The following is a 15,262-nucleotide window of genomic DNA, read 5'->3' on the forward strand; positions in this document are numbered from 1 at the left end:
TTCTTTATTTATGCAAATAGAAAGGGTTGGGTAACTGATTTCGTTTCCATGATTCCTTGATAAAAATAAAACATTTTCAGAAAAACGAAATCAATTTAAAAGATAGATTTGTTACATATAACTAATATTACACAGAGAAACTTTTACCGCATCCGCATGAGCCAGTGACGTTGGGATTGTTGAATTTGAAAGCTTCGTTAAATCCTTCTTTGGTATAATCAAGTTCAATGCCATTAAGTTTTTCTAAATCGCTGGCTTTGACCAGAACTTTAACATTGTGTTGGTCAAAGATAATATCATCACTGGCAATTTCATCCGCATAATCGAGTACATAAGCGTAACCTGAGCAACCAGACGGTTTTACACCCAATTTTAAGCCTACACCATTGCCACGTTTAAGTAACTGCTTTTCGATTTGCCGGGCAGCGTTTTCGGTAACTGAAATATTCATTATTTGGTCTCCTTTAATGAGTTTTAACCAGAGTCTTAAGAACTTGGACAAATTGGTCCACTTCTTGTTCATTATTATTTTTGCCTAAACTGATGCGTATAGCACTTTTGGCAAGCTGGGGGTCAATGCCCATTGCTTGTAAAACTGGGCTGGGCTCGGTTGATGTTGCTGAGCAGGCTGAGCCGCTGGACACTGCAATACTATGACGATCAAGTTGCATGAGCAACATATCGCCCTGATAACCACTAATGCCAAATTGCAGGGTATTGGCTAACCTAGGAGTTTGCTGTGCAAATATCACTAAATTGGGTATTTCAAGGAGCTGTTGTTCTAGTCGCGATCTCAACTGTTGCATGTTTATCATACTTTGTTCGAGCTCTAGTTTTGCTAGTTCTGCCGCTTTGCCAAATCCGACAATAGCAGCGACATTTTCCGTACCCGCCCGTAAACCATGCTCTTGATTCCCTCCACGTTGCCAAGGGTTCAGATTTAACGCTGTATTAAAGACTAATGCACCGCATCCTTTTGGACCATTAATTTTGTGGCTTGATAAGCTCATGAGCTGTACGCCCAGCTTTTGAAATGAAACGGGTATCTTGCCTAAAGCTTGTACTGCATCGGTATGAAATTTTATTTCCCGTTCATTTAAATATTCAGCAAAGTCGGCTATATTCTGAAGGGCTCCTGTTTCATTATTCGCCAGCATGATTGATACAAAATCGCCAGGTTTGGGTTCAGATTTTTTTAGAGTTGCAAGTGTAATCTGACCAGATTCTTCAATGGGAAGCACAATTAATGGATTTGCTAAGGCTTGGCTTGTTTCAAAAACTGAAGGATGCTCAATGGCCGATATATAGATAGAATTTTGCCCGGCGTTGGCAAATGCCAATGTATTTGCTTCGCTGCCGCCACTGGTAAAGATTATTTGTTCCGGCTTGGCATCAACTAAAGCAGCAATTTGTTCGCGAGCAATATCCACCGCGGTCCGAGCAATACGTCCCTGTTTGTGTAAGCTTGAAGGGTTGCCGTAAAAAGTTTGTAAATACGGCAACATTGCTGCAAGCACCCGATCATCAATGGGGGTGGTTGAATTGTGATCAAAATAGATCATTTATGCTGATTTGCGATCCTGTCTGGATTGTAATTCAATGATGTGTTCAAATTGATCTGCCTGTCTTTTAGCTACTTCGCCAATCATGTCGCGCTCTAAAAGTTGACCAAGGCTAATTTGTTTAAGATAAGCTCGAATTTGTTCGCTTAAGCCCATCCATAGATCGTGAGTTAAACAAGGCTGTTCATTTTGGCAGTTGGCTTTGCCTCCGCATTTTGTGGAGTCAACTGTTTCGTCAACCGCTTCAATAATGTCGGCGATATTAATGTCATGTGCATTGCGGCTCAAAGTATAGCCGCCGCCAGGACCTCTGACACCTTTAACCATGCCACCCTTGCGTAATCTGGCAAATAGTTGCTCAAGATAGGAGAGTGAAATGGTTTGTCTTGTGGCAATGTCTGTTAATGTAACTGGTCTAGTTTGGCTGTGATATGCCAAGTCTAGCATTGCGGTTACTGCGTAACGCCCTTTAGTGGTTAGTCGCATTGATGCTCCCTGATTTAACCTGATGAATATAAAGGTAACTATAAATAAACCAAGTAAATCAGTCAAGTATTATTACGTGGTATTTTTTGATTTAGTCGGCGATTTTTGCAGATGAATCATCAATACGTTACGAGCCTACTAAAAAACTTAGTTTTGACCGTTGTTTGGTCGTATTTTGTGGCTGCTGGTTGGTAGCACAATGATATTTTAATTATATGAAAATATTAAAGAAATTTCTGGTACTAGAAGGGGCGTCTCTTCATTGCGATATTGAGTAGTTTGAACGATGTTATTGTGTCAGACTAATCTTTCAAACATTTTAGCGTCGCTTGTTAGGCTTTAATATTAAGTAGAGAACCCACCTCATTTTTTTGAGTTCGAAGCAATTTTATTCCCGCATAGGTTTCCTGTTCTGCTTCTTTTAGACTTAATATGGGTTTAAACATATCGTTGGGCGAAGTAATCTGAGTGCCACCCACTTCGCCATTTTGAGTAGATAGATTAGCTATGGTTTGAGACGCAGTTGTCGCTTTTTGCTGCGCACTGGTGATAATACCTAAGCCAGTAGCAGATAAAGAGTTAATTTCCATAGTACACCTCCGATTTACAGGTAACTATCATACTGCTAAATTTATCGGCATACTAAGTGATTAATCTAATTTTTTAACTGTAATTTGCCGAATGTATCACAAGCCTATCGTAAATTTGTGCAGGGATACCGTTTGCTAAAAAGGTCAGGCTGGTTAAGCCTGACCGAGACTAAATGAATCATTAAAACTTATTTTGAACGGATTTTTGTATACCAGGACTTTATAAGTGGTAAGCCTTTATACACGGACCAATTCCAAATAAAACCACCGCTTTGTTTGATAAGGGTCCATATTGCTTTAAGAACATCCTCACCACCTATATCTCTGAATTTACCTTCCACATACACACTCCATTGCATATAGCGTTCACCTTGTGAATTAATAAAGGCTTTTTCAAAAAACCACATTTCAAGTATCGAAACAATCCACATAAAAGCAAACGAAATAGCCATGCCTGCGCCTGCAATAATGACCAACCATGCAAACATTGGATTAAGCTTGGTTAGCCACCAGGAAAGAATATCTACCAGCAAAAACATATACGGCATGCCAATGGCGATAGATTTGTATTTAATGGTACTGGTTTCAGTGAAACTGAAAATCAGGCCGACAAACATAAAAATAAAACCTATACCAAACAGATGGATATGCGAAACTCTGGTTAGTGAGCCAAAGGTAGCGCCTTGATCCTCTTTGGTTAACTCTTTCAATACTTTAAAATCGCTCAGATCAGGAATTGCGGCATCTTTGTTGTGACACATTACGCAACGTTCTTGTATGATTTTTTCAGTACCAGAGTCGGCATATTCATCCTGATCGGCGCCATCACGTACCCATTGGATAATCACAAAACGCTCTTGTTCTGAGGCATTGTCCTTCATAGAGCCATTCAGCTTGGTTTCTATCATAGAGCCCGAGCGGTTGCCATAATAACTATAAACAATGTCATCAATTGATAACCCGAATTTGCCATCGGCCATGCCGTGGGTAAACATGATTTGAATTATTGCAACCAGATATCCGACTGCGACCGTAGAAAGATAGCCGGTGAATAAAATTTTAACCGGCGTATCCAATTGTTTTAACGATGAGAATTCGCGTGCCATAGGAAAGGGTGTAGGTAAGTCGAGGAGTTTTGATTATAGCCCTATACCTTAAGAATACACGCTAAAAAATGAGAATTTTAAGCAAAAAAAAAGGCTCTTTAAAAAGAGCCTTTTTCACCGGAGTTTTTAGCGCTTATTTGGCTTGAACATTCGCGGCAGTCAAACCTTTAGGACCCGATTCAATATCAAACTGAACGGATTGACCAGGAGATAAGGTTTTAAATCCCTCGCCGAGAATCACCGAGTGGTGAACAAAAACATCCTCGCTACCTTCAGATGGCTGGATAAAGCCAAACCCTTTGGTATTGTTAAACCACTTCACTGTACCTATTGCCATTTACAAAACTCCTACAAAATAAAACTGATGACTACTCAGAAGCAAAATATTGACATCCTGTGTGTTTAATTGCACGGGTTATACTCAACATTTAGTATCCAAGAGCCAATAATTGTACTGGGATTTAATGCGCTTTGCTACGTCATGTGTAGCAATTACCGTGCTATTTGCTTAACAAATTAAGCAGTAAAAGACAAAATTTTCCGGTTTATCAATTGGTTTTGAAGTCTTTGTGAGAATGGATTGCATTCTCAATCATAAGCAATTTTCTTCACTCTATTGAGTGCCCAAGTATTTAAAAATACCAGAATAGTATTATTCATCACGACTGGCTTGAAAATAGGCCGATTTCCCCCCACTTTCATGTGTATATATAATTCATTGAGGTACCTTGTATGCGCATGGATAAACTAACCAGTAAATTTCAGATAGCTTTAGGCGATGCACAAAGCATTGCTTTAGGTAAAGATCATCAATTTATCGACCCGCTGCATGTTATGTTGGCACTCTTAGATCAAGAGGGTGGTAGCATTCGCCCGTTGCTGATACAGACGGGCGTGCAGATCAATACCTTGCGCAAAGATTTACTACAGGAAATTGATCGTTTGGCAACAGTTTCGGGAGCGGGGGGGGATGTACAAATATCCGGCGAACTGTCACGAATACTAAATGTAACCGACAAATTAGCTCAAAAACGTCAGGATGCCTTTATTTCCAGCGAACTGTTTTTACTAGCCGCTTTAGAGAGCAAATCAACACTACAAAATTTATTAAAACGTGCCGGTGTTACGCCAACAGCTGTCGAAAAAGCCATCGAAAATATGCGTGGCGGACAAAATGTGAACGATGCAAATGCTGAAGATCAGCGTCAGGCACTAAAAAAATACACCGTAAACTTAACTGAACTAGCTGAACGCGGCAAATTGGATCCGGTCATTGGTCGGGATGATGAAATTCGTCGCACCATTCAGGTATTACAGCGACGTACCAAAAATAATCCAGTTTTAATTGGTGAACCAGGAGTAGGAAAAACCGCTATTGTCGAAGGATTGGCTCAGCGTATCGTCAATGGCGAAGTACCTGAAGGCATAAAAGGTAAACAATTGCTGTCGTTAGATATGGCTGCGTTGATAGCAGGTGCTAAATTCCGGGGTGAGTTTGAAGAGCGTTTGAAAGCCGTTCTAAACGATGTAGCCAAACAAGAAGGGCAAGTAATTCTGTTTATTGACGAATTACATACCATGGTCGGCGCAGGTAAAGGAGAAGGAGCAATGGATGCCGGTAATATGCTGAAACCCGCTTTGGCTCGGGGCGAATTGCATTGTGTTGGTGCAACTACATTGAATGAATATCGACAATATATCGAAAAAGATGCGGCTCTAGAACGACGTTTCCAAAAAGTATTGGTTGATGAACCCAGCGTAGAAGATACCGTGGCTATTTTGCGCGGTCTAAAAGAACGTTACGAAATACACCATAGTGTTGATATAACCGATCCAGCAATTGTGGCTGCAGCAACCTTATCGCACCGCTATATTTCCGACAGGCAATTACCTGACAAAGCCATAGACCTGATTGATGAAGCTGCCAGCCGTATTCGTATGGAAATGGACTCCAAGCCAGAAGCCATGGATAAACTGGATCGTCGCCTAATTCAGTTGAAAATTGAGCGCGAAGCGATGAAAAATGAAAACGATGCCGCTTCAAAAAAACGCTTGGAAACTTTACAGGTAGAAATTGCTGAATTGGAAAAAGAATATTCCGATTCCGAAGAAATCTGGAAAGCCGAAAAAGCGGCATTGCAAGGTACTGCTTCCATTAAAGAAAAACTGGAACAAGCACGTCTGGAACTAGAGGCGGCGCGGCGTAATCAAGATTACACGCGGATGTCCGAATTGCAATATGGCGAAATACCCAAGTTGGAAAAAGAGCTGGATCTGGCCTCGCAAGCAGAAATGCAAGATACCCGATTGCTACGCAGTAAAGTCACCGAAGAGGAAATTGCCGAAATAGTCTCCAAATGGACAGGCATCCCCGTTTCCAAAATGATGGAAGGCGAACGTGATAAGTTGTTACGTATGGAAGACGAGCTGGGTAAGCGCGTTATTGGTCAGCAAGAAGCATTAAAAGCTGTCAGCAACGCCATTCGTCGTTCTCGAGCCGGATTATCGGATCCTAATCGCCCCAATGGCTCATTTTTATTCTTAGGACCAACAGGGGTAGGTAAAACCGAATTGTGTAAAGCCTTGGCGGCGTTCATGTTCGATACCGAAGAGGCCATGATTCGGATTGATATGTCGGAATTTATGGAAAAGCATTCCGTTGCCCGTTTAATAGGTGCCCCCCCCGGTTATGTGGGTTACGAAGAAGGTGGATACCTGACTGAAGCCGTGCGTCGCAAACCCTATTCGGTTATTTTGCTGGATGAAATTGAAAAAGCCCATCCAGATGTATTTAACATCTTGTTACAAGTGTTAGACGATGGCCGCCTGACAGACGGACAAGGACGAACAGTTGATTTTAGAAATACAGTCATTGTGATGACTTCCAATCTGGGGTCGCAGGTTATACAGGAATTGGCAGGCGAAACTAACTATGTCGCCATGAAAGATGCAGTGATGGACATAGTCGGGCAACATTTCCGACCAGAGTTTATCAATCGTATAGACGAAGCCGTGGTATTCCATCCATTAGATGAAAAGCAAATACGTGCTATTAGCAAAATTCAGATTGATATGCTGGTTAGACGTTTGCAATCGCGTGATATTGGTTTTGAAATTAGTGAAGCAGCATTGGATATGCTAGGCGAAGCAGGGTTTGATCCGGTTTATGGTGCAAGGCCATTAAAACGCGCCATACAACGGCAATTAGAAAATCCGTTGGCCACTGAAATACTCGCCGGGCATTTTTTACCGGGCGAAGTAATTAAAGTTGATGTAGCAAATGATGGTTTAACCTTTAGTAAGTAAATTGAATTAAAAATCAGTTCAATATTTGGGCTGATTAGTTAGATTGGCTTGGTTGGGCAGTGAGGTTACTGCTCAACAAGCCCTACAACAGTTTTTGCAAAACTAAAATTGCAAGCGTAATTGTGGAATATATAATCTTCATGAGGTTCATTGATAATATTTATTACCCTTCTTTTCACGGTTAGGATGCAAAGTTAACTTTTATCGCCAACCCCAACTTAAATTCAATACTTCACGTTCTTTCAAACATCATCAGTTTTATAAATGGTACGTCATTAAATAATGTCATTTAACAGTGGTTACGCGATCCATTATGGTGTGCCCTAACCCAACAATATGACGGAGACGACAATGAAACGAATAACCCAATCTTGCGTGGCACTGCTGTTTGCTACGTTTGAGGCCTTAGCTGACGGCAACTCTAATTTCGAGGTGTTGACTAACTTGGAGACTGGGCCTGGCAATGTCACGGCTACGGCTAATGGCCGGATCATTATGAGCCAACACCAGTTTTATCAACCTCAATACACTGTGGTCGAATACAAGGATCAAACCTTGGTGCCGTTTCCCAATAAAGAAATGGTTGCGGCCGATTCAACGGCAGCGATCAAGCTCGACTCGGTATTAGGCATCCGTTCCGATAGCAATGGTATGGTCTGGATGCTGGACAACGGCATGCGCAGCGGGGTAGTACCCAAGTTGGTTGGCTGGAATACCAAAACCAACAAACTCCAGCGCTTAATTTACTTGCCGGCACCCATTGCACCGAAGGATGCGTTTGTTAACGACTTTGCTTTGGATCTCAATCATAATCATGCTTTCATAAGCGATCCAGCCGGGGGTAATAATGCAGGACTGATTGTGGTCAATCTTGTTACCGGGGCTGCCAGGCGGGTTTTAGAGGGACATGCTAGCGTCATACCGGAGAATATCGATTTGATCATCGACAACTCGCCAATTCAGGTCAAGACTGCCACTGGTGAGACCGTTCGGCCCCATATTGGCGTCAATCCGATCACCGAGGACTTAAATAATGAATGGGTGTATTTTGGGCCTATGCACGGGCTAAGCCTTTATCGGATAAAAACAGCGGATTTGATCAACGAAAGCTTGAGCAAAACAGAACTGGCAGCCCGAGTTGAACGTTACAGTGATAAACCTATCTCAGATGGCATCAGTATTGACAAGGACAACAATATTTATCTCGGCGATCTAGCCAATAACGCCATTGGCGTGATAACGCCAGACCGCAGATATCAGCAATTGGCGCAATGTCCAAGATTATCTTGGGTAGATTCCTTCAGTTTTGGCAGCAATGGGCAATTGTATGCCGTTGTTAACCGCTTACATCGCTCGGCCATACTGAACGGCGGCGATGATCAATCTAAACCGCCCTATTTTCTTTTGAAGGTCAAAGCCTTAGCCGAAGGTCTGCCTGGACGTTAAAAAAGTATTGCACTTGAGTCTATTTTCCGGCCTATCGAGCTAATCTGTTCGCGTAACCAACAGTGGGCCGGATCTTTTTCCCACAAGGGATGCCAAATCATAGCTAAATTGTAGTCCGGCAAACTGACCGGTACGGGCCAGATATTAAGTGGCACCAGTTTCTGAAATGCTGTGGCCAACCGATAGGGTAAGGACAAAATCATATCAGTCTGAGCAACGATTAAAGGTGCCGACAAGAAATGCGGCACTATGCAATTGATGCGACGCTCGACCCCTGACTCTGCCAATTTCTCGTCTATGACACCCGCTTTATCGCCAGTTCTGGATATCAGCATATGCGAGGTTGCCAAATAATCCGCCAATGAGGGAGTCTCTTTAATTCGGGGGTGATTCTGACGAATCACACAAGCCATGCGATCCATGAACAAATGGTCGCAGTTTAAATGCGCTGGTGGATTAAGTACCGAGGTAAAACCTAACACGACATCCAGACTGCCGTTTTCCAATTGCGATAACGGAAAAGAAGAATCTGTCCGTTTGATATGAATATCCACGCCAGGAGCAGATTGATCGATTAATTGGGATAGTTCGGGCAATATTAGAAACTCCATGTAATCGGTCGCGGCGATGGTGAAACGGCGTTGACTGGATGCTGGATCGAAGGCTTGGGGCGTCTCAAGCAGCCGTTCCATTTCCTGTAAAAGACTGCGTACCGGCTCCACCAAAGCCAGCGCTAGCGCGGTTGGTTGCATGCCAGCAGGCGACTTAACCAATACAGGGTCATTCAGTTGCTGGCGCAAGCGGTGCAGCGTATGGCTCATCGCCGATTGCGTCACGAACATGCATTCCGCAGCGCGAGTGACATTGCGCTCCCGCATCAAAATATTGAAAGCCAGTAAGAGGTTTAAGTCGAAGGTGCGTAGATTGGCCATAGGGAATACTCCTCAAAGATAACGGCTTCATACTAAATAAAAACTATATAAACCGCCATGAACAATCTTGATGAGACCAGATGAAATTTCACCATTTCACAGCTCATGCATTTCCCCCTACCTTATACCCCGAGCGTGTCGATCAGCCATTAAGGTTTTAGGTTGCGACTGGTTGACGACACGCCCAAATGTTCATGCGACGACTGTCGTTCACAAGACATCATAGGAGAATCTACTATGTCCGCACAAATACCAATTTCAACGTTTAAACCGTACCGTGGCGAGAAAGTCCGGTTGGCTAGGGCCTACGATTATCTGATCCTGGTTTTGGCCCTGTTTTTATTTATAGGTTCGTTTCATCTGCATTTTGCCCTGACCGTCGGCGATTGGGACTTCTGGGTCGACTGGAAGGATAGGCAATGGTGGCCGTTGGTGACACCGTTAATTGGCATCACCTTTCCAGCAGCAGTTCAGGCAGTAATGTGGGATAAATTTCGACTGCCTTTTGGTGCAACCTTATGCATCGCCGCCTTATTGCTGGGCACTTGGGTTACCCGCGTATTTGCCTATCACTACTGGAATTATTTCCCCATCAATATGGTGTTGCCAGCGACCATGGTGCCCGGTGCTCTAGTACTAGACGCATTGTTGATGCTAACTAATAGCCTGACCATCACTTCAATTTTCGGCGGCGGCGCGTTTGCGCTTTTGTTTTACCCCACCAACTGGCCGATCTTCGGCATGTTTCATCAAGCGGTCGAATACCACAACAGCCAACTCAGTGTGGCCGATTTATTCGGTTTCCAATATATCCGTACTGGCATGCCGGAATACCTGCGCATCATCGAGCGCGGTACATTGCGGACTTACGGCCAGTATGCGACACCGCTGTCTGCATTTTGTTCGGCGCTGCTGTGTTCGCTGATGTATCCGCTGTGGTGGCATATTGGCAAGTGGTTTGCCAGTACCCGTTATTTGACCAAAATTTAAGGGGGAGCCAACATGAAAACGTATTTTAAAACTTGGCTATTAGCCTTAATCGCACTCACTGTATTGTCCGGTTTGCCGGTGTCATCCGCCCAAGCCCATGGTGAAAAAGCCTTGGAACCCTTCATCAGGATGCGGACTATTCAATGGTATGACGTGCAGTGGTCCACGCAAAAATTCAACGTCAACGATGAAGTCAGCGTCAGCGGCAAGTTTCATGTCGCCGAAGATTGGCCGATCAGCGTGCCTAAGCCGGAAGCCAGCTTTTTGAATATTTCCACCCCTGGGCCGGTAATGATTCGTACCGAACGGTATCTTAACGGCAAGCCGTGGACCAATTCGGTGGCCTTGGAACCGGGCGGCGATTACGACTTTAAGGTAGTCATGAAAGGCCGATTGCCAGGGCGTTATCACATCCACCCGTTTTTTAACATAAAAGACGCGGGGCAAGTCATGGGACCAGGTGTTTGGCTGGAAATCGGTGGAAATGCCGGCGACTTTAACAACACCATCAAAACCATCAACGGTGAAATGATCGACATGGAAAGTTTCGGCTTTGCCAATGGCGTGTTCTGGCACCTATTTTGGGGCGTTTTGGCCGCCGCCTGGCTATTATGGTGGGTGCGTCGGCCCTTATTCATCAGCCGCTATCGGATGCTGGATGCTGGCTTAGAGCATGAACTGATTACGGCGCAGGATAAGTTAATTGCCAAGCTAGTGTTGGTTGGCGTACCCGTATTGGTGTTGGTTCTGAATGCCGTAACCGCCAATCGTTATCCGGATGCCATTCCACTACAAGCTGGATTGGATCAAATACTGCCGCTACCTGCGCAAGTCAATGCCGGAACCGTGAATGTTGATTTGTTAAAAGCGGAATACAACGTCTCTCAGCGTGCAATGGTGCTGCAAGTCAAGGTCGACAATCGTAGCCAAGATGCGGTGCGGATTGGTGAGTTTTCCAGCTCTAACGTGCATTTCATGAATGCCGAAATGTTTGGTGTTGGTTACGCCCCGAGCAAGGATGATGTCAGCAACAACGGCCTAAGCTTGAATGACAATTCACCGATTCAGCCTGGAGAGCAACGCACCGTCACCCTAGAAGTGCGTGATGCCGCCTGGGAGTCGGAGAAATTGGATGGTCTGATTCGTGATGCGGATTCCCGTCTGGGAGGCTTGCTGTTTCTTTACGATGACACGATGGGCAAACGTTATATTTCCAGCATTACTGCCGCCGTAATTCCAAAATTCATTTAATCCAGGAGCAGAACATGGCTACTACTAGCGAAGACATTGTCTCAACCCAAGAAAACTCATCATCTCTACCTTGGTATTTGATAGACATTCCCAAATATTTAAAGGGCTTTGGCCTATTAACCGTCATTTACGTTAGCTTACGACTCTATCAAGGCGCCTTTGCCGTAGAGCACGGTTTAGATTCTACCGAACCGGCCTTTGAGCAATACTGGATGCGGCTGTTTTATATCGAAATGGTCATCATCGCCGCCGTCGCCAGCGGCTTTTGGGGCTATTTATGGCTCTCCCGCGACCGGCAATTGGATCAACTAGAACCCAAGGAAGAAATTCGCCGCTATTTTACGTTGACGATGTGGATCAGCATTTACACTTTTGCCGTGTATTGGGCGGGCAGTTATTTTGCAGAGCAGGACAACTCCTGGCATCAGGTGGCAATCCGCGATACGCCGTTCACAGCCAATCACATCATCGAGTTTTACTTCAACTTCCCGCTGTATGTGATTCTGGGCGGTTGTGCCTGGCTGTATGCCAGAACCCGCTTGCCATTATATGCCAAAGGCATTTCGTTACCGTTGACGCTGGCAGTATTTGGACCATTCATGATTTTGGTCAGTGTTGGCTTTAATGAGTGGGGACATACCTTCTGGTTTCGCGAGGAATTCTTTGCAGCACCAATTCATTGGGGCTTTGTAATCGGTGTTTGGTTTGCACTAGGCGTAGGCGGCATCTTGCTGCAAGGAGTTACCCGACTGATCGAGTTGCTTGATCAAATTGAAGATGTTGAATAAATCTTTTTTCAAATAAATTCTCACAAAAATGTTTAAGTCGTTAGCAACAATGCCCAAGAGTCATACTTACTCATTTCACTATGCGTGGGTAGTACTCGCGGTCACTTTTCTGTGCTTGTTTGTTGCTTCGGCACTGCGCTCTATTCCAGGGATCATCATGTTGTCCCTGGAACAGGAGTTTGATTGGAATCGGGAAACGATTAGCGGCGCAATTTCACTTAACCTAGTTTTATTTGGTCTTGCCGGTCCATTTCTAGGTAGGTTGATGGATGTCTACGGCGCCAAACGCATCAGTGTTATCACGTTGATTTTGTCGGTGGCAGGCGCCGGTGGTAGCGTTTTTATGCAGGAGTCCTGGCAAATGTATTTGCTTTGGGGATTACTGATTGGAGCTGGTTCGGGAGGCACTTCAATGATTATGGGATCGGCGTTGATCAATCGCTGGTTCCATAAACACAGGGGGTTGGCGATAGGAATATTAGGGGCGGCTTTCTCCTCTGGCCAGTTAGTTTTTACCCCTGTCCTAATGCATATCAATGTTCATGAAGGCTGGCGCGCGGCGACAATGTTTATCGCCTTGGCATTAGGCTTAGTGGCTTTACCCTTGGTCCTGAAGTTTTTAAGAGACGATCCCGAATCAAAAGGGTTGTTGCCTTTTGGCGCCAAAGGCGTTCATGGAACAATACTTAAACCTGATCTAAATCCAATGCGATCGGCCATGAGCAGTCCTCAGTTTTGGCTGTTGGCTTCGAGTTTTGGGATTTGCGGTTTAACCACCTCCGGTTTGTTTCAGACTCATTTGATTCCCCACGGCATCGAACACGGCTTCACTGAAATGACCATGGCGATGTCGTTAGGGGTAATGGGCGCGGCCGATGTGTTCGGCACCATTTTATCCGGTTGGTTATGCGACCGCTACGGCAAGCGCTGGCCGCTGGTGTTTTATTACGTAGTCAGAGGCGCATCGCTCATACTTCTGCCCAGCATAGATACTACAGGACAATTAATGATTTTCTCGATTATCTATGGCATGAATTGGTTGTCGACCATTCCGGCAACCTCATCTTTGACCGCAGATTTATTCGGAAAACAAAACGTCGGCGTGGTATTTGGCTGGATTTGCTTCGCACATCAAATCGGGGCGGCCATTGCCGCCTACAGTGCTGGTTACGTCCATAGTCTGATTGGCGACTACAGGTTGGCGTTTGTTGCGTCAGGCCTGTTCGCTTTTGTCGCAACTGGCATCGTTCTTTTTATAAAAGAACCGCAACCAGTTCGTTTTTAACTTAATTTTGGAGTAATAACATGCCTTTGGTTCGAATATCGTTAATGAAACAAGAAAAAAAAGAGTTCGGGAGAAAGATCGGCGAAATTGTCCATCAGGAAATGGTGCATACCATCAGCGTGCCTGAAAAAGATTATTTTCAGGTTATTACTGAGCACGATGGTAACTCCCTAATCTACAACTCAAGCTATCTTGATATACAACGCAGTGATGGAATTATTTTTATACAAATAACCTTGAATGAAGGAAGAAGTGTTGATTTAAAGAAGTTGCTTTACAAAAACATAGCCGATCGTCTCCATCATGAGTTAGATGTCCGTAGAGAAGATGTTTTAATAAATCTGGTTGAAGTCAAAAAGGAAAATTGGTCGTTTGGGAATGGAATTGCACAGTATGCCTACCTAATGTGTACTAGCCTTACCTAATGACTAATACACCTAATGAGATAAGTTATCCTTTGGATTACAACGCTTATCAGCTTCGAAGCTGGGTTTCATTATTATTCAACCCAGCCTGCTTCTGCAAGCCAAACGTTGGCTTATTTCCTGTTTTTGGTCGTTGGCAAAATCACACCGACTGTCGCGTCTTGGCCGTACTTTGCCTATCAGTATCTGATCAGGTCTGAGCTAGTAAATGTAAGACAATACTAACTAACGCTAACCGTCAAAAAGCTTCTGCTGGGTTTAGCGTTGCTCTACCCAGCATGATTACCGCTCTTTGCATCCGTGCAAGTATACAGATTTAAGGTGTTACGCGATAAAATTGACCAAGTGCTTCGCGTTGTTCTTCCCATTTCTCTGAGTTTTCCGGCCAATGTCTTTTATCAAAACCCGGCGCATTTTTTAAGGTCGCTTTGTCTAAATCGAGAATGTAATAATCTTTAGGACTTGTCCAATGCAGCGCTCTCCAAGGAATGGCAAATAGTTTGTCTCCCATGCCCATTAGGCCGCCGAACGAAACTACCGCATAAACTACTTGGCCGTTTGCAGGATCAATCACCAAGTCCTTGATATCGCCAAGGCTATCTCCAGTGGTATTTTTAACCTTGGCCCCTGTGATTTTGCTAGCTCGACTGACCTGTTGCATCGATTTATTGGCCTCCTTCGCTTGTTCGATTGACACCTCTTTATTAGCTTCATTAAGCTCAGTTTGTTTTTCTTTAACTTCTTGTTGTTTTTCAATAAGTTCTTTTTGCTTCTCTTTTACCTCATCCGCATAGAGGGGCGTTGCAAATGCCGAACTTAGAAAATACACTGCGACGATCGGGATTAATTTCTTCAACTTATTCTCCATTTTTTATAATGATCACTACGTTTTTAGTTTGATTAAATGCCATGTAAGTTTCCTCAAACTATCACTAACATTATCCATAACCAGAAAGGCTGTCAGTACGCTAACGAACATTTGTAATTGGAGTAATTGGTAAACTCAATACTCATTACACCTTGGTATTGCTAGAACAGTCGTAACGCTCTTACAACCAATTGTATGCTTTGAAGCTACGCATTTTAGAAAAGTAA

The 15,262-nt window shown here is 44.0% G+C and carries 15 protein-coding genes; 7 read left to right on the forward strand and 8 right to left on the reverse strand.

Annotated elements, in window-relative coordinates; genetic code table 11:
• Window positions 1–127: 127 nt before the first annotated feature.
• From ABH008_RS02820 to ABH008_RS02845, 6 genes are all read right to left on the reverse strand, one after another.
• The gene (locus ABH008_RS02820; RefSeq protein ID WP_347988356.1) at window positions 128–451 is read right to left on the reverse strand and encodes an iron-sulfur cluster assembly accessory protein; all 324 of its coding nucleotides are present in this window, start codon (window positions 449–451) and stop codon (window positions 128–130) included.
• A gap of 13 nt (window positions 452–464) precedes the next feature.
• Window positions 465–1,562, reverse strand: coding sequence for a cysteine desulfurase family protein (locus tag ABH008_RS02825; RefSeq protein WP_347988357.1), 1,098 nt, complete (start codon window positions 1,560–1,562; stop codon window positions 465–467).
• Window positions 1,563–2,048: a Fe-S cluster assembly transcriptional regulator IscR gene (iscR, locus tag ABH008_RS02830; RefSeq protein WP_347988358.1), complete on the reverse strand. Its 486-nt coding sequence runs from the start codon at window positions 2,046–2,048 to the stop codon at window positions 1,563–1,565.
• 332 nt (window positions 2,049–2,380) lie between these two features.
• Window positions 2,381–2,638, reverse strand: a complete 258-nt coding sequence (locus ABH008_RS02835; RefSeq protein ID WP_347988359.1) for a hypothetical protein — start codon at window positions 2,636–2,638, stop codon at window positions 2,381–2,383.
• A gap of 188 nt (window positions 2,639–2,826) precedes the next feature.
• The gene (locus tag ABH008_RS02840) at window positions 2,827–3,744 is read right to left on the reverse strand and encodes a hypothetical protein (protein ID WP_347988360.1); all 918 of its coding nucleotides are present in this window, start codon (window positions 3,742–3,744) and stop codon (window positions 2,827–2,829) included.
• 133 nt (window positions 3,745–3,877) lie between these two features.
• Window positions 3,878–4,081: a cold-shock protein gene (locus ABH008_RS02845; RefSeq protein WP_347988361.1), complete on the reverse strand. Its 204-nt coding sequence runs from the start codon at window positions 4,079–4,081 to the stop codon at window positions 3,878–3,880.
• A 395-nt stretch (window positions 4,082–4,476) separates the two neighbouring features.
• Here ABH008_RS02845 and clpB point away from each other — a divergent pair, with 395 nt between their 5' ends.
• Window positions 4,477–7,050 carry an ATP-dependent chaperone ClpB gene (clpB, locus tag ABH008_RS02850; RefSeq protein ID WP_347988362.1) on the forward strand — a complete coding sequence of 858 codons (2,574 nt, stop codon included), beginning with the start codon at window positions 4,477–4,479 and terminating at the stop codon, window positions 7,048–7,050.
• 351 nt (window positions 7,051–7,401) lie between these two features.
• On the forward strand, window positions 7,402–8,496 hold the full coding sequence (locus ABH008_RS02855; RefSeq protein ID WP_347988363.1) for an L-dopachrome tautomerase-related protein: 1,095 nt from the start codon (window positions 7,402–7,404) through the stop codon (window positions 8,494–8,496).
• Here ABH008_RS02855 and ABH008_RS02860 read toward each other — a convergent pair.
• Window positions 8,493–9,428 carry a LysR family transcriptional regulator gene (locus ABH008_RS02860; RefSeq protein ID WP_347988364.1) on the reverse strand — a complete coding sequence of 312 codons (936 nt, stop codon included), beginning with the start codon at window positions 9,426–9,428 and terminating at the stop codon, window positions 8,493–8,495. The genes ABH008_RS02855 and ABH008_RS02860 overlap by 4 nt on opposite strands.
• Window positions 9,429–9,665: 237 nt before the next feature.
• Between ABH008_RS02860 and amoA the strand changes: the two genes are divergently transcribed.
• The 5 genes from amoA to ABH008_RS02885 are packed head-to-tail and all read left to right on the forward strand — an operon-like array spanning window position 9,666 to window position 14,167.
• The gene (gene amoA, locus ABH008_RS02865) at window positions 9,666–10,418 is read left to right on the forward strand and encodes a bacterial ammonia monooxygenase, subunit AmoA (RefSeq protein ID WP_347988365.1); all 753 of its coding nucleotides are present in this window, start codon (window positions 9,666–9,668) and stop codon (window positions 10,416–10,418) included.
• A gap of 12 nt (window positions 10,419–10,430) precedes the next feature.
• Window positions 10,431–11,669, forward strand: a complete 1,239-nt coding sequence (amoB, locus tag ABH008_RS02870) for a bacterial ammonia monooxygenase, subunit AmoB (RefSeq protein WP_347988366.1) — start codon at window positions 10,431–10,433, stop codon at window positions 11,667–11,669.
• Between the two features lie 14 nt (window positions 11,670–11,683).
• Window positions 11,684–12,457 carry a bacterial ammonia monooxygenase, subunit AmoC gene (amoC, locus tag ABH008_RS02875; protein WP_347988367.1) on the forward strand — a complete coding sequence of 258 codons (774 nt, stop codon included), beginning with the start codon at window positions 11,684–11,686 and terminating at the stop codon, window positions 12,455–12,457.
• A gap of 49 nt (window positions 12,458–12,506) precedes the next feature.
• Window positions 12,507–13,742 (forward strand): MFS transporter, encoded by a 1,236-nt coding sequence (locus tag ABH008_RS02880; RefSeq protein ID WP_347988368.1) that lies wholly within the window; start codon window positions 12,507–12,509, stop codon window positions 13,740–13,742.
• Between the two features lie 44 nt (window positions 13,743–13,786).
• Complete coding sequence (locus ABH008_RS02885; RefSeq protein WP_347988369.1) at window positions 13,787–14,167, forward strand: tautomerase family protein; 381 nt, start codon at window positions 13,787–13,789, stop codon at window positions 14,165–14,167.
• Window positions 14,168–14,483: 316 nt separating this feature from the next.
• Here the strand turns inward: ABH008_RS02885 and ABH008_RS02890 are convergent, their stop codons facing one another.
• On the reverse strand, window positions 14,484–15,023 hold the full coding sequence (locus ABH008_RS02890; protein ID WP_347988370.1) for a PRC-barrel domain-containing protein: 540 nt from the start codon (window positions 15,021–15,023) through the stop codon (window positions 14,484–14,486).
• Window positions 15,024–15,262: the final 239 nt, after the last annotated feature.

The sequence above is a fragment of the Methylomonas sp. AM2-LC genome (genome assembly GCF_039904985.1).
Taxonomy (GTDB): Bacteria; Pseudomonadota; Gammaproteobacteria; order Methylococcales; family Methylomonadaceae; genus Methylomonas.

What these genes read in the sequence shown, in the direction of transcription:
- ABH008_RS02820 (WP_347988356.1), bottom strand. Translation starts at nt 451, where the DNA reads ATGAATATTTCAGTTACCGAAAACGCTGCCCGGCAAATCGAAAAGCAG.
- ABH008_RS02825 (WP_347988357.1), bottom strand. Translation starts at nt 1,562, where the DNA reads ATGATCTATTTTGATCACAATTCAACCACCCCCATTGATGATCGGGTG.
- iscR (WP_347988358.1), bottom strand. Translation starts at nt 2,048, where the DNA reads ATGCGACTAACCACTAAAGGGCGTTACGCAGTAACCGCAATGCTAGAC.
- ABH008_RS02835 (WP_347988359.1), bottom strand. Translation starts at nt 2,638, where the DNA reads ATGGAAATTAACTCTTTATCTGCTACTGGCTTAGGTATTATCACCAGT.
- ABH008_RS02840 (WP_347988360.1), bottom strand. Translation starts at nt 3,744, where the DNA reads ATGGCACGCGAATTCTCATCGTTAAAACAATTGGATACGCCGGTTAAA.
- ABH008_RS02845 (WP_347988361.1), bottom strand. Translation starts at nt 4,081, where the DNA reads ATGGCAATAGGTACAGTGAAGTGGTTTAACAATACCAAAGGGTTTGGC.
- clpB (WP_347988362.1), top strand. Translation starts at nt 4,477, where the DNA reads ATGCGCATGGATAAACTAACCAGTAAATTTCAGATAGCTTTAGGCGAT.
- ABH008_RS02855 (WP_347988363.1), top strand. Translation starts at nt 7,402, where the DNA reads ATGAAACGAATAACCCAATCTTGCGTGGCACTGCTGTTTGCTACGTTT.
- ABH008_RS02860 (WP_347988364.1), bottom strand. Translation starts at nt 9,428, where the DNA reads ATGGCCAATCTACGCACCTTCGACTTAAACCTCTTACTGGCTTTCAAT.
- amoA (WP_347988365.1), top strand. Translation starts at nt 9,666, where the DNA reads ATGTCCGCACAAATACCAATTTCAACGTTTAAACCGTACCGTGGCGAG.
- amoB (WP_347988366.1), top strand. Translation starts at nt 10,431, where the DNA reads ATGAAAACGTATTTTAAAACTTGGCTATTAGCCTTAATCGCACTCACT.
- amoC (WP_347988367.1), top strand. Translation starts at nt 11,684, where the DNA reads ATGGCTACTACTAGCGAAGACATTGTCTCAACCCAAGAAAACTCATCA.
- ABH008_RS02880 (WP_347988368.1), top strand. Translation starts at nt 12,507, where the DNA reads ATGCCCAAGAGTCATACTTACTCATTTCACTATGCGTGGGTAGTACTC.
- ABH008_RS02885 (WP_347988369.1), top strand. Translation starts at nt 13,787, where the DNA reads ATGAAACAAGAAAAAAAAGAGTTCGGGAGAAAGATCGGCGAAATTGTC.